Annotated in this window: 11 protein-coding genes; 2 read left to right on the forward strand and 9 right to left on the reverse strand. The window is 44.2% G+C overall.

Translation table 11 applies throughout. The features are described 5' to 3' along the window. Positions 1–18: 18 nt before the first annotated feature. Together ribA and K0I73_RS19110 are read left to right on the forward strand one after the other, a co-directional pair. Positions 19–642, forward strand: coding sequence for a GTP cyclohydrolase II (ribA, locus tag K0I73_RS07070; protein WP_220063785.1), 624 nt, complete (start codon positions 19–21; stop codon positions 640–642). A gap of 525 nt (positions 643–1167) precedes the next feature. Then, the gene (locus K0I73_RS19110) at positions 1168–1500 is read left to right on the forward strand and encodes a hypothetical protein (protein ID WP_258405312.1); all 333 of its coding nucleotides are present in this window, start codon (positions 1168–1170) and stop codon (positions 1498–1500) included. 163 nt (positions 1501–1663) lie between these two features. Here K0I73_RS19110 and K0I73_RS07080 read toward each other — a convergent pair whose 3' ends face one another. The 9 genes from K0I73_RS07080 to K0I73_RS07120 all read right to left on the reverse strand — a co-directional run bounded on the left by K0I73_RS07080 (position 1664) and on the right by K0I73_RS07120 (position 12635). Then, positions 1664–1990: a VF530 family protein gene (locus tag K0I73_RS07080; protein WP_220063786.1), complete on the reverse strand. Its 327-nt coding sequence runs from the start codon at positions 1988–1990 to the stop codon at positions 1664–1666. A 105-nt stretch (positions 1991–2095) separates the two neighbouring features. Then, positions 2096–4522, reverse strand: a complete 2427-nt coding sequence (locus K0I73_RS07085; protein ID WP_220063787.1) for a S8 family serine peptidase — start codon at positions 4520–4522, stop codon at positions 2096–2098. A 491-nt stretch (positions 4523–5013) separates the two neighbouring features. Then, the gene (locus K0I73_RS07090) at positions 5014–5403 is read right to left on the reverse strand and encodes a rhodanese-like domain-containing protein (protein WP_258405313.1); all 390 of its coding nucleotides are present in this window, start codon (positions 5401–5403) and stop codon (positions 5014–5016) included. Positions 5404–5416: 13 nt separating this feature from the next. Beyond that, entirely contained in the window at positions 5417–5638 is a 222-nt protein-coding gene (locus K0I73_RS07095) for a YgaP family membrane protein (protein WP_220063788.1), read from the reverse strand. 23 nt (positions 5639–5661) lie between these two features. Continuing rightward, positions 5662–8907, reverse strand: a complete 3246-nt coding sequence (locus K0I73_RS07100) for an efflux RND transporter permease subunit (RefSeq protein ID WP_258405314.1) — start codon at positions 8905–8907, stop codon at positions 5662–5664. Between the two features lie 33 nt (positions 8908–8940). Then, positions 8941–9957: an efflux RND transporter periplasmic adaptor subunit gene (locus K0I73_RS07105; protein WP_220064296.1), complete on the reverse strand. Its 1017-nt coding sequence runs from the start codon at positions 9955–9957 to the stop codon at positions 8941–8943. Positions 9958–10097: 140 nt separating this feature from the next. Further along, positions 10098–10808, reverse strand: coding sequence for an SIMPL domain-containing protein (locus tag K0I73_RS07110; RefSeq protein WP_220063789.1), 711 nt, complete (start codon positions 10806–10808; stop codon positions 10098–10100). 87 nt (positions 10809–10895) lie between these two features. After that, positions 10896–11282, reverse strand: coding sequence for a VOC family protein (locus K0I73_RS07115; RefSeq protein WP_220064297.1), 387 nt, complete (start codon positions 11280–11282; stop codon positions 10896–10898). A 111-nt stretch (positions 11283–11393) separates the two neighbouring features. Further along, entirely contained in the window at positions 11394–12635 is a 1242-nt protein-coding gene (locus K0I73_RS07120; protein WP_220063790.1) for an OmpP1/FadL family transporter, read from the reverse strand. Positions 12636–12703: the final 68 nt, after the last annotated feature.

The raw sequence follows: 12703 nt of genomic DNA on the forward strand, positions 1-12703 counted from the left end.
AGTAGTAAAGGTTATTTCATGTCGATTAAGTATGTCGCTACTTCAAAATTACCTACGCCATGGGGCGTTTTTGCAATGCATGGTTTTGAAGACACTGACACAGGCAAAGAACATGTCGCACTGACATTTGGTGAGTTAGATAGCAATACGCCTATTCTTGGTCGTATTCATTCAGAATGCCTTACGGGTGATGCGTTGTTTAGCTTACGCTGTGACTGTGGTTTTCAACTGCAAACCGCGATGCAAAATATCGCTGAAGCGGGTCAGGGCTTTATCTTATATCTCCGTCAAGAAGGTCGCGGTATTGGCTTGTTAAATAAGATCCGTGCCTACGAGCTGCAAGATCAAGGGGCTAATACGGTAGAAGCCAACGAGCGGTTAGGCTTTGACGCCGATATGCGTAAGTACGATATGATCAAGCCTATGATGGACAATATAGGTGTTCATCAGGTTAAGCTAATGACTAACAATCCTCGTAAAGTCAAAGCAATGAAAGAGCTTGGAATCGAGGTCGTTGAGCGGGTGCCACTGCAGGTCGGTAAAAATCGTTATAACGAAGCCTATCTAAAAACTAAGTCAACCGAACTTGGTCATATGATGTCTGAATATCATTTTACGGAAGATAAGGGCTGCAACTCCTAATCATCTTCTCAAACTCATGGCGGCTAGCTTTTAATTTGGCAAGTCGCTATAGTTTTTAGCTTTAATTTGTTTGTTAACTAAAGCTTCCTATTCTATATGCCGATACGCATATCTCTGTTTCTTACCTGTATACTCTTTGGTTTAGCTAGCTTTTCTGCTGTGGCTGAACATGAATAAGATTTTGCTCATTATGCATTTGCCAACTATCTGGGCAGCGGCTTCTGCCGACCATCAGGCGAAATGTCACAGTGCTTTATATTCCTCATCGCTTTGAATTGTGTAGCGATTAAGATTCGTTATTGAGATTGCGCTCAGCGGTATCATTTGGTTTATTCAATTTTACTTGGGACGTTCTACCTGATGGCGAGTTTCCATCGAGTGTGGGACGACGACATTTATGCCAAGCATAGAACATCGAAATCAAACCTCGGCGACTCATGAGTTCCAATCTTATGTCGACTTAGGTTATGCAATAATTTTTCTACAGGTAATGATGTCGCCATCTTCTCGGCAGGTGTATCGAGTTTGCGAGAATTAACCCTTGAACAGAGTCGACCTATTTGGGTGAATAGACTCTTTTTTGCAGGTTATCGCAGTTTTGATGGCAAGCAACAAGCAACAAGCAACAAGCAACAAGCAACGTACTCTGCTATTCAATCAGGTATCTATATCGGCACTGATATTCATTGGCGATGGAATTGGCTAGGAGTGGGTGTAAAACCTAGAGTGTTCACTGCTGGCTATTGGTATTTTGATAGGCTTCGTTTTGTTATGCCTATCGGTGATGATGTGCTGGTTTCCCATAATTTGGAACTTGGTGCTACGCTGGCTTTTTCAAAGCCCATTTTATGGGAATGAATGGGAATAATTGACCGCCTAGGTGTCAGTTATCGAGTGGGTGATGGTGTACACGCGTGGCGATTGGTTTTTGAGTTTCCTATATGATAGCAATCAGTACAACAAGCGATTGGGCAATCTTAAGAAAGCCCTTCATTTGGCCACTTGCTTAGGCTGATAGGTATTACTCGCTCTTTCCCCAAATATTGGCATTGACCGAACTCGAGCGTTGATTTTTACTGCTGCTAGGCGTTTTTGCGGCAGGAAGTTCCTGCTGCGGCTTTAGTTTTGGCAGCGGTAACTTATTCATCTTTAAATAAAGGTATTCCACCTTCTCTCTGGCCCATGGCGTTTTACGTAAAAACTTGAGGCTAGATTTGATGCTTGGATCGTGATTAAAACAGCGGATATCGATACGCTGACCTAGCTCTTCCCAGCCATAATGATCGACTAAGTCATTGAGTAAATTTTCTAACTTTATTCCGTGGAGAGGGTTGTTCGTCTGTGTCATGTCGATCAGTTTATCAATGAAGATTTTCTCAATTATATCAGTTTATCTGAGGTGTATCAGATAAAAAAGAGAGCCACATAGGCTCTCTGTTTTAGGTTGCTGTGATTACTGGAAGCTTATCTGCCAAGCATCTATGCTACCTGTATCACGACGAGCGCTGTCTACGGCTTTTAGATTCCAAGTGCCGGCTGAATCAACGCCAGACATGTCTACTGTGTAGGTCTTGACTATGTTGTCAGCACTTCCGCCACTGTTATCATGTAGAATCGCAACCTGCCCAGAAGGGCTGTGTAACTCAACTTGAAGATCACCAATATAGGTATGGGTGATATTGACCGTTACGCTAACCATTCCCGAATCACCAGTACGAACAACGCTTATTGGGCTTTTAATACCCGTTGTGTTGTTGTCTGGGATGGCATAAGTCGTGTTGTTTGTATAACTCGCTGCTCCGCCACCAGTGCTACCACCACCGTTTTGCTCTGTGAAGCTAGCCGTTAGGTTTACGCCGCTGAATGCGCTATAACCTTGTACCATCACATAGTAAGTGCCCGCTTGCGCTGTACTGATAGGACATGACTCGCTGTTACCACCTTTCCATGGACGACAATCATAGCTGCTACTGGTTGGTGCTGCGCCATACTGTACATACAGATCGGCATCACCCGTACCGCCGCTCATGGCGAAGTTTAGATCGCTAGCACCAGCAGGGACGTCGATAGAGAAGTGCAGTTCATCATCTTTAGCGCCAGTTAAGTTTGTTTTCGCAACACCATTAACTAATACATTGTCACCGCCTGTTCCTCCACCTGTTCCTGGATCGGTTGGACCATCACAAGATTCATCAAGGTAGGCTTTGGCTGCAACCGCATCGATAAGACCGTAACCGGTTTTGTCATCACGACCTGCCGTTTCTAGATCTTCAGCTGTCGCCGTCAATGCAGTGCGGACCTGAGCTGCGCTACATTCTGGGTGGAAGCTCCATACTAAGGTTGCAACACCCGATACATGTGGCGTAGCCATTGAAGTACCATTGTAGTATTCGTAATCTTCATTATCAGTGCTTGCCACTGTGACCGATGTGCCTATATGAGCTCTTAGTGCTTGCCCTGTTGCACGGTCAACTGATACAGATACGATCGGTGCCTCGTTGTTGGTATCCACTAGGAAAGGATTTTGAAGACCAGGAAGAGTTGAGTTACTAAATACGATGGCTGCTTGAGCACCAGCATTGTTACAAGCTTTAACTGCATCAATTTCTGGATAGCTTGCCCCTTGGTTGCCTACACGCTCAACCAGACAGACTTTACCTGTCATATTACCGCAGTTAAATGTACTACCTGAAACCGAACATTCGGCTAATTCAGCCGTAACTGAGCCGACGATAGGAGTGCCAACATAATTACCCGCTGATTGAACGAAACGATTATGTGGAACAACGCCATTGGTAAAGTATGATTGACCGCCAGCTGTAATGTCGGCTAAACGACCTTCACCACGAGTCACAGTTGAAAGAATCGCTTCACCAGGACCCGAGATCTCGACTTGGTTGGTATATTGAGAAAATGCAGCGTGATCTTTGTTGTTATCGACTGCAGCAACCGACATTACCGCATCGTAAGATGCGGGATAGCTATGTGTGTTATCACCATCATTACCCGCAGCAGCGATTAGTAACACACCATTGCTGGCATGTGCAGCTAGAGCATTACGTTCAGTGGTGCTAGAGTTCGCGCCACCTAGGCTCATAGTGACAACGTTGGCACCATTATTAACACAGGTATCTACCGCCGAGACCAAAGATGATGAATAGCCCCATCCATCGGCATTGAATACTTTAATCACATGTATATTGGCATTTTGGTTTGGCATAACACCAACGACACCATCATTGTTGGCGATAGCGGCGATGGTTCCTGCTACGTGAGTACCATGAGCATTACCTGCACCTGGTTCATACCAGTTAGCGGTACCAGAATTATTGGTACCAGTGACATTATTTCCATTGAGATCGCTATGACTACGGTCATAACCAGAGTCAATAATACAAATTGTACGGTTACCGGCTTGGCTATCACTCAGGCTAGTTGCACCGACGTAAGTTTGTCCCCAAGGTGTGGTTTCACTTAATAGGCGGCGCGGCATATCTTCTTCAACATAGTCAACGTCGGCACGCAGTTTTAATGCTTTTATCGCTTTAGAATCAAGCTGTGCTGAATAAGCGTTGCTATGGCCAATACGCTTCATCTGCTTTGCTGCAACGCTATTTAGTGCACGGTGATGAGAAAAAACTTCATTTGCACGGGGTTGATAATCAGCAGTTTCAATGGCATTTGAGCTAAGTGCTGGGCTAACCTGTGCGTTTTTAAATTTAACGATATAGCGTTTTGGCAGTGGTGAAGCTTGAGTTAATCGAGCCGATTCTGCCTGCAGCTGAAGTCCTTTAGAAGGTGCAGCGTTAACGTTAGCCGCAATAGCCAAAGCTAATGCAGATAAAGACATAGCGACCGCAGTTGTTTTTTTAACTGTCATTTTTAGTCTTCCATTTCAAATTTAGAATTAATAATTATTATTAGAGTGTTTTTCAGCGTTACCGCCGAAAAAAATGTTACTCGGCAGTGAATTTATCTTTTGGTGATACATTTGTAAATGCAGTGTTAACCATTGGTTTATTGTTAATCTATCAAGTAGATAGAAGTTGGTTTATGCAAAAATACGATATTTGTAACGTGAATTTAGTGAGTTTAGAGTGAAAATTTGAATATTTACTCGATTTTTGTGATTGTTTATTTTTCTAGTCGTGGGAGAGATATATACTGGGGGGATAGGTTATTTTAGTATTATCTATATGTTATTTAAGGTTAATTTAATATTCGCTTTTAGTATAACTTATTCCTATAAGTTATATGTATTTAAGTTTTGATTTTTTAGTCAAATGTAACAGCTAAGCTAACTTAGATTCTAGCGATTAAAAAAGCACCTAAGGGTGCTTTTTTAATAATGTAACATTTATCGTTTGGCTACTATTTGTGCTCTGCAAGCTGTTCGTAACCTCCACCATTATGAATCTTGCTGTAACCTAGTTCGATTAAACTGGTCTGTGCGATACCACTGCGGCGTCCACTTCGACAATACACCACAACAGGCTGATCCTTAGCTATTTTTTGTTTGGTAAACTCGGCAGATATGCTCTCATAGGGAATATTTACCGCGTTATCTAAATGCCCTTGACTGAACTCTTCTGGGGTACGGACATCAATGACTAAGGCACCGTTATTGATCATCTCCCATGCCGCTGTTTGAGCATCAGCTTCTGCTGCCACACTCGGGGTCGATAACCCTATAGCGGCTACAAATAACAGTGCAATAAGCGTTTTAAATTGCTTTAACAGTATGTAAGTGGTTTGTCCCACGTGAACTCCTTGTTTAACTTTGTTGTTTGGCACGCTCAATTTCGGCTTCACTCTTAATACCAAGTTTTTTCATTATCATGGCGGCAGGGCAAAAACCAGTAAATGCGCTTTGAAATAGATTAGCGCCAACAAAGACAGTAAGCCAGACAAAATTATGATGTACTAATGCAGTGAGTGCTAAAGACAGTAACACCATAAAGCCAGCAAAAGCGAAAATACTACGTTCGATAGACATGATTAACTCCTTAAATGGACTGCTTAGTTAGCAGCAATATGTGACAATTTTTTATGCATGACGGCGTAATACAACACTGGAATAACGACTAATGTCAGCAAGGTTGATACGAAAATACCGAAGATCAAACTGATGGCTAATCCATTGAATATGGGGTCATCGAGAATGAAAAGGGCACCAATCATCGCTGCCAGTCCAGTTAACATAATGGGTTTGGCTCGAACCGCACCAGAATGAATAACGGCCTGCTCAAAGGGAACACCCGCAGCCGTTTCTTGATTAATAAAATCGACCAATAGAATTGAGTTACGCACAATAATACCCGCAAGGGCTATCATCCCAATCATAGACGTTGCGGTGAACTGAGCTCCAAGCAGTGCATGACCTGGCATAACGCCGATAATGGTCAAAGGAATTGGCGCCATAATAATCAGCGGCACTGTGTAGGATTTGAATTGACCGACCACAAGCAGATAGATAGCTATCATGCCTACCGCATAGGCGATCCCCATATCTCTAAAGGTTTCGTAGGTGATTTTCCATTCACCGTCCCAAAGTACTGCAATGCTATCCAGTCCAGAAGGCTGATTAACATAGTGTTGCTCGAAACCTAGGCCATCTTCACCATCAATGGCTGAGGCCATCTCAAACATGCCGTAGAGTGGACTATCTAGTGGCCCCGCCATATCGGCAACGACCATGATCATTGGGATCATGTTTTTGTGAATAATAGGTGCGTCGATTTGAGTCTTGTTAATATGCACTAACTCAGATACTGGAACAGAGCTACCATTCATGGTTTTCAATCTGAGGTTTAGCACTTGCTCCAGATCGACTTTGGCCCCTTCATCAAGTTGTAATTTGATAGGTACTGGCGTTTTATGGTTCGGCTTGTGTAGATAGCTGACCTCTTTACCGCCAATCGAGGTTGCAACTAATTCGACAATATTGCTGTATGGGACACCCAATAGGCTAGCTTTTGAACGGTCAATATTCACTTGCCATTTTTGCTGCGCTGCGGGCAGGTAGATGTCGATATCAACAACATCTTGAGTTTGATGGAACAGTTGCTGGAGTTGTAATGCCGCTTGTTCTCTCAGCGTTTCATTTGGCGCATACACCTCGGCCAAAATGGGTGACCATACAGGTGGACCCGGTGGCACTTCGACAACCTTAACGTTGGCATTGTATTTGGTCGCAATCTGTTGCAGTGACTCTCTTACAGAAACCGCAATAGAGTGGCTATCTCGATGACGCTCAGACTTATCGACTAAGTTAACTTGAATATCGCCAAGCTCTTGGGTTTCTCTTAAGAAATAGTGCCTAACCAGACCATTGAAATTCATTGGTGCATTAGTGCCAGCATACATTTGATAGTTATCGACTTCTTCAACCTGATTGAGCTGTTGCCCTAGCGCTTTAAGCACTCTCTGGGTCTGTTCCACAGGCGTGCCTTCGGGCATATCGACCATGACTTGGAATTCAGATTTATTATCAAATGGCAGCATTTTTAATACCACCAATTGACTGATAGGCAAAGATATGGCGATGACAATCAAGAGGGTTATTGCCGCCGCAAGCCCCAATCTTGCTTTGGATGCTTGCCGACCTTTAACAAAGGGCGAGATGAGTGCGGTAAATGCTTTAACCATGCGAGTCGTAGACGCCTCATCTTCTGTTGCGTTACCAGTGGTGTGCTTATGCTGTTTTAGCAATTTAGTCGCCAGCCAAGGGGTGACGATAAATGCGATTGCTAGGGAGATCAGCATCCCCATACTGGCATTTATGGGGATTGGACTCATATAGGGGCCCATAAGACCCGACACAAATGCCATAGGCATCAAGGCTGCGATCACCGTGAAGGTGGCTAATATCGTGGGGCCACCGACTTCATCAACGGCGACAGGAATGAGCTCGGTAAATGAACGTTTTCCCAGCGCCATATGACGGTGAATATTTTCGACAACCACAATCGCATCATCGACCAAGATCCCGATCGAAAATATCAGTGCAAAAAGTGAGATACGGTTGAGGGTAAAGCCCCACGCCCATGAAGCGAATAGGGTGATGGCCAAGGTAATAATAATGGCGATGCCGACGACGACAGCCTCACGTAGGCCCATAGCCAAGAAGACCAAGATGACAACGGCTGAGGTGGCAAATACTAGCTTTAAAATGAGGGTGTTGGCTTTATCGCCTGCTGTCTTACCATAGTTTCGCGATATGGTGACCTCGACATCGTCAGGTACTAAGATGTTATCGACTTTATCGAGACGCTCTAAAATCGCATTGGCGATGTCGACCGCATTTTCACCTGGTTGTTTACCAATGGCGATGGTGACGGCTGGGTAGGTTGCAAGCTTATCACTGTGCCATGCATTTTTAGTCGGAATATCAGTGTTGAGGCTAACGGTAGCGATATCGGCGAGATAGACGGGCGCACTCTTACCTGATTCATCTTGATAAATGGCGACGACTAGCTGTTCAACCTCTTGTTGAGATTGTAAAAATTGCCCTGTTTGAACTTTGATCTCTTGGTTATTTTGAACCAGTGAAACAGGCATAGAGACGTGATTGTTACTGGCAAGGCTGTTGCTGATGTCATCATAGGTCAAGCCATAAAAGCTCATTTTGGCAGGATCAATACGAACATTTAGGCTAACGTCATGGCGCCCGACACTATAGATCTCACGAGTACCTGGAATGCGTTTGAGTTCTGTTTCGAGTCCTTTGGCTATGTGAGTCAGTTCCTCTGCCGATCTCTGTGCTGACTTGGACCACAGCGTGAGAGTCACAATGGGAACATCATCTATCCCACGAGGTTTTATCTGAGGCTCACCGACCCCAGCTTGGGTCGCGACCTTATCCATATTGGAATAGACCTGATTATACAGTTTGACGATCGCTTCGTTGCGGGGGATACCTACTTCAAAAATGGCGATTAACAGTGCGCCATCAGGTTGTGAGAATGAGTAGAGGGTATCGACCCCTTTTATTTGAGACAGTACTTGCTCCATCGGCAGGGTAACCAGTTGCTCAACTTCGCTGGGAGTTGCGCCAGGGAAGGGAATAAAGACATCTGCAAAGGTGACATCTATTTGTGGTTCTTCCTCTTTCGGGGTGACCAATACCGCAAATAGGCCAAGTAATAGGCCAAGGAGTGCAAGTAACGGGGTAATTGCACTAAGCTGAAATAGGGCGGCTATACGACCAGAAAAACCCAGTTTTGTCGTCTGGTTATCGCCATTATGCATTTGTTGCGAACTCATCTTATTTACGACTCCTTGAAACGACCCAACCTACTATTTATTGATGTTAAGCAGTACGCTATAAGCATCTGCGGCGACAACGTCACCCGCATCTAACCCTGAAAGTACCTCATAACTGTCATCAAACTCGGCACCTAACCGGATCTGATTGAGTAGGAATTTTCCTTGTTGCTGTAAATAAACGGCACTGATCTCATTTTGAAACATGATGGCTGCTTTCGGTATAACCATAGTGCTACGTTGACCCGCGACAAACTTAGCTTTTACCCACATTCCAGGCATCAGATTGGGTAGACCTTGGGGAAGATCTATCCGAGTCTTATAGCTATGACTCTTTGGGTCGGCAAAAGAGAAGATAGTTAATGCTTGTGACTGAATTTTTTGTTGATCATTGAGTGTTAATTCAACATCAGGCTGTGCTCTGAGTGCGTCGATATAACGAAGTGGCACATGAGTAACGGCTCGCATTTGATCGGTAGAGAATCCACTCAATAGTGGCTGTCCTGGAGAGACCGTTTCACCGACTTCAACAAAACGTTGGGTGACTACACCTGCAAATGGCGCACTAACGCTGGTATATTTGACCGATTCATTGGCCTGAATAATGCGTGCTTTTGCGGCGCTTACAGCCTGAGCTGTTGAGCTGGCATTAGCGATGGCTTGATCCATGTCGCCTTGTGAGATCGCGCCTTTAGGAAAGAGCTCTTCGTAACGCTTACGCTGTTTTTGCGCTTCCTCATTTTGAGCCATGGCTCTTGCATAGTCGGCTTCGGCTGCCGCTAACTCTGCGCCTTGGGCGATACTGGTGATCTCTAATAGCGGCGCTCCTTGTGGCACAATATCATTCACGTCGTAATTGATTTTGATGATGCGCCCGGAAGTTTGTGCAGACACAGTCGCGGCCTTAACCGCTTCAAGCTGCGCATCGAGGGTGATCCATTGCGGTAACGGCTGCGGATTGACTGTAATGGTTTTGACTGACTCTGCAGATGCGAACAGGCTGCAAATAGAGAGAATAAAACCGACTGATAACGGGTGTTGAATACGCATAAGACTGACGACCTCCAAAAACTTCATAAGAAAATTCTAATGGACTTTTGAAACGAGTGCAATCATTTATTAGAAAAACGCGATGAATAGGGGGTTAGTCAGCGGCCTAATTCATCAATATAAGATAATAACGCTAACATTTAATCATTTAAGTAATAGGTCAGGGTTGAGACGACTCTGACTTTCTTGATATTGGGTGTGTTGCTATCACGATCGTTTATAGTGAATTGTCCTTGGGATGCACTCTTGATCTTGCCTAGTTTTGATTGAGAGTCGATGGCAAACTTTTCCGCGGTTTGACGTGCATTTTCGGTCGCTGATTGCACCATTTTAGGCTTGATGCTATTGAGTTGGGTAAATAGAAACTCGGTGCGGCTGTTATAGTCTTGACTAGAGATGACGATTCCCTCTTTGGCAAGATCGAGTAAATTGCGTTGTATACTGAGTAATAACTCAACTCTTTTGGTATACAGTGAAATGGTTACCTGGGCAGCATAGCGATAACGAACATTAGGATCTACGTAACCTTGAGCTTGACGATCTTGTATGGAGGGCAGAGAACTTGAGATCTCCTCATTAGTGAAGCCTTGTTTGATTAAAAATGCGACCACTTTATCGGACTTGGCCTGAACATTCTTATATAGGCTATTAAGATCGTTGTCGACTTCAGTAAAACGAATTGGCCAAATAGCCGTGTCTGCATCAACTTCCAGTTCGGCGAGACCTTTCACCGTTACGGTACGTTCCATTGCTCGCATAGTCACCAGACTGTTGCCTAAGCTGTTACCGAGCAAATACAGTCCACCGCAGATGAATAATCCCAGTAGAATAGTTGCAAATGATTTATGCATGAGAGAGCGTCCAAGTTGCTTTAAACCAATAGCATATGCTTGTTAGATTGATTTTTCTAGGTTAGTTTTCGGACCTTTTCGTCTCGCTTATGGTGTTTCGCTAGCTTGCCATAATTCGACTTTATTTCCATCGGGATCAATAAACCAGCCAAAGCGACCAAACTCCGAATCTTCTGTTTCTGCAATGACCTGTGCGCCGCCATTTCTCACTTGCTCTAGAGCGCCGTCGAGATCATCAACAATTAAATTAAACATAAAAGATTTTGCAGAGGGGTGAAGATAATCTGAATCAGCTGACATCGGTGTCCAAACACTATAACCCGCAGCAGCCGTTGGCGTGAGATTATTCAGATAGAAGGCGGCACCGCCCCAATTTTCTACCGGTACTTGCAGATGGGTCTTGTACCATAGCGCCAATGCGTTGGGATCTTCGCTCTTAAAGAATATGCCACCGAGTCCAATTACTTTAGCCATCATCAATTCGATTACAGTCAATTTGTATATTAACTGTAGGAAAGATTTCGTATAAGTACAAAAAAGCCACACTTAATGTATGGCTTTATACCTTCAATTATTTAGCAAGATTTAAAACTTGTAGCTGTATTGAATACCATACATCCAAGCATTCGCACGAGTCGTGCCGTTAACCGTCGCTACCGGAAGTGGTCCAAGATACTGACTTTCGGTGACGTCGACATCTTCGCCCATAAGATAGGTCAAACCAAAATCAAGATCTGAGTGCTCAGATAAGCTATATGTCACACCAGTAGAGAACCATTGACGATCAGAATCTGGAATCGCAATAGATTGGATTTCATCTACCGCACCCATGTCATACATATAACCTGCACGTACGGTCCAAGTATCATTTATGTCGTAAGTGCCACCTACAGAGAAGTGCCAAGTATTACGCCAGTTGTACTCTTTAATCGTACCGAACGCATCGGTATCTAAGGTATCAAAGTTGCTCCACTGGATAAATTGCGCCGAATAGTGCACGGCAAACTGACTGGTTAACTTGTGATAACCAGAAAACTCAGCAATTGAAGGTAGTGGTAAATGCAGTGTATCGTCGGCTGCGGCTTGACCTTGATAGATAAAGTCACCATCGGCTTTAATCGTTGGTGAGTAACGGTAGCTTAAGCCAAATCTGTGATTGTCATTGACTTCGTAAACTGCGCCGATATTCCAGCCTAACCCATAACCTTCAGCTTCTACATCAAGTGCTGGAGCGTTAGGGCCCATTCCTGCGCCTTTGAATTCGCGATAAAGCTCACCTGTACCGAGCACGATATCAAGTCCTGCACCGATACTGAAATTGTCATTAATGCGGTAAGACACGCTACCTTGTAGATTAGCGCTACGCACCTTGGTTGTGCCACCAAAAATATCAGCGGCAAAATTGTCTGGGTATTCGGTCGTCGTACCAAAGTTAGAATAAGCGCCAAAACCAATAGCCCACTCATCGTTGATTGGATGAACGATAAAGATATTGGGTACAGGTGTTGCGCCGCCAATATCAGACACATTAGGCAGATCGACTGACTGATAGCCTGTATTGGTTAGATAAGTAAGGCTTGCGTCTTTAAGAGTGACATCAGTATCGATATAAGTCACACCTAAGCTAATAGCGGTTGTGTCAAACAGGGCCATAGCGGCGGAGTTTCTAGCCATCACAGTGGCGTTATCAGCGATAACGGCATCACCAGAAAATGCTCGACCTAAACCTGTTGCCGATTGGCTATTAAGTTGGAAACCCGCAGCCATAGCTTGAGAGCTCGCAAGCGTTACGGCAACGGCTAATAATGTCTTGTTAAATAACTTCATGATTTTTTCTCATTATGTCTGGCCCCAATTATGGTGCTGTTGAGCATCCATTGAGATCCATTTATTAG

Source organism: Shewanella mesophila (genome assembly GCF_019457515.1).
GTDB lineage: Bacteria > Pseudomonadota > Gammaproteobacteria > Enterobacterales > Shewanellaceae > Shewanella > Shewanella mesophila.

Excerpts from the sequence above, each read along its gene's own strand:
- ribA (WP_220063785.1), top strand. The coding sequence starts at position 19 with ATGTCGATTAAGTATGTCGCTACTTCAAAATTACCTACGCCATGGGGC.
- K0I73_RS07115 (WP_220064297.1), bottom strand. The coding sequence starts at position 11,282 with ATGGCTAAAGTAATTGGACTCGGTGGCATATTCTTTAAGAGCGAAGAT.
- K0I73_RS07100 (WP_258405314.1), bottom strand. The coding sequence starts at position 8,907 with ATGAGTTCGCAACAAATGCATAATGGCGATAACCAGACGACAAAACTG.
- K0I73_RS07105 (WP_220064296.1), bottom strand. The coding sequence starts at position 9,957 with ATGCGTATTCAACACCCGTTATCAGTCGGTTTTATTCTCTCTATTTGC.
- K0I73_RS07080 (WP_220063786.1), bottom strand. The coding sequence starts at position 1,990 with ATGACACAGACGAACAACCCTCTCCACGGAATAAAGTTAGAAAATTTA.
- K0I73_RS07085 (WP_220063787.1), bottom strand. The coding sequence starts at position 4,522 with ATGACAGTTAAAAAAACAACTGCGGTCGCTATGTCTTTATCTGCATTA.
- K0I73_RS07110 (WP_220063789.1), bottom strand. The coding sequence starts at position 10,808 with ATGCATAAATCATTTGCAACTATTCTACTGGGATTATTCATCTGCGGT.
- K0I73_RS07120 (WP_220063790.1), bottom strand. The coding sequence starts at position 12,635 with ATGAAGTTATTTAACAAGACATTATTAGCCGTTGCCGTAACGCTTGCG.
- K0I73_RS07095 (WP_220063788.1), bottom strand. The coding sequence starts at position 5,638 with ATGTCTATCGAACGTAGTATTTTCGCTTTTGCTGGCTTTATGGTGTTA.